We start from the raw sequence: 1,328 nt of genomic DNA on the forward strand, positions 1-1,328 counted from the left end.
AAGCTGTTCCCGAAAAAGGGCGAGACTATGCCGGAGTACCGTTTTGCCGGATTTACTGAGCCTTGGGAACAGCGTAAGCTGGGGGAACTGGCAGAAATAGTAGGAGGCGGAACACCAAGTACAAGCAATCCTGATTTTTGGGACGGAGATATAGATTGGTATGCCCCGGCTGAAATTGCTGACCAGATCTATATGGAGGCAAGTCAGCGAAAGATTACTGAACAAGGTTACGAAAACAGTTCTGCAAAACTCCTACCGCCCGGGACAGTTTTATTCACTTCTCGTGCTGGGATTGGAAAAACAGCGATATTAACTCGAGAAGGATGTACAAATCAGGGATTTCAATCCATTGTTCCACACCATGGGGAACTTGACTCCTATTTCATTTTCTCCCGAACGGAGGAATTGAAACGGTATGGAGAGACAGTAGGAGCAGGGTCAACATTTGTCGAAGTTTCTGGAAAGCAAATGGCAAATATGGATTTGATGATGCCGCAATCAGCGGCAGAGCAGCAAGCCATAGGAACCTTTTTCTGCCACCTCGACCACCTTATCACGCTTCATCAGCGTAAGCAAAGTGAGTATGAGAATGTTAAAGCGGGGTTAATGCAGCAGTTATTTATATGAATGCTTAAAATGCCGGCAACAACGAACATAATCGTTATTGCCGGCATTCGGTTTTCTGTTCAATAATGTTCCTCAAGTAATAGTCAAGGGGTTCATGTACCAAAGCTGAGATTTCCCGGCTTTGAGGGAGAATGGAACCGTGTGTTGTTTTCTGATCTATTCGCCTATCTTTCCAACAACACTCTATCGAGAGCAGAGTTATCCAATTCAGGTAAGGTTAGAAATATACATTATGGCGATGTACTTATAAAGTACGGAGAAGTGATTGATATTGAACATACTGAAATACCGTATGTTGCTGATGTATCAAGACTCAGAAAGCCCGACTATTTATCTACTGGAGATGTAGTCATCGCAGATACCGCAGAAGATGACACAGTGGGGAAAGCCGTTGAGATTATAAATAACTCAAGTATAGCTGTCGTTTCAGGGCTACATACTATACCATGCAGACCTAAAGAGCGATTCGTTCCATCATATTTGGGCTACTATGTCAATTCAGCGCCTTTCCATACGCAGTTGCACCCATATATGCAGGGAATCAAAGTTACCTCGATTAGCAAAGGGAATATAGGTAAAACTTACATATCGTCTCCAGATCTTGAAGAGCAGCAGAAAATAACAAGTTTACTCAACCTCTTATCTTCACGCATCGAAAAGCAACGCCAGCTCGTCGAAGCCCTCAAGTCATATAAAAGAGG

At 43.4% G+C, this 1,328-nt stretch carries 2 protein-coding genes; both read left to right on the forward strand.

Going from position 1 to position 1,328, the window contains the following annotated elements:
- On the forward strand, positions 1-627 hold a 627-nt coding region (locus D1841_RS17310; RefSeq protein ID WP_207709200.1), incomplete at its 5' end, for a restriction endonuclease subunit S.
- Between the two features lie 141 nt (positions 628-768).
- A partial coding sequence (locus tag D1841_RS17315) for a restriction endonuclease subunit S (RefSeq protein ID WP_166554317.1) occupies positions 769-1,328 on the forward strand: 560 nt, incomplete at its 3' end.

The sequence above is a fragment of the Neglectibacter sp. X4 genome (genome assembly GCF_009917365.1).
Classification (GTDB): domain Bacteria; phylum Bacillota; class Clostridia; order Oscillospirales; family Acutalibacteraceae; genus Acutalibacter.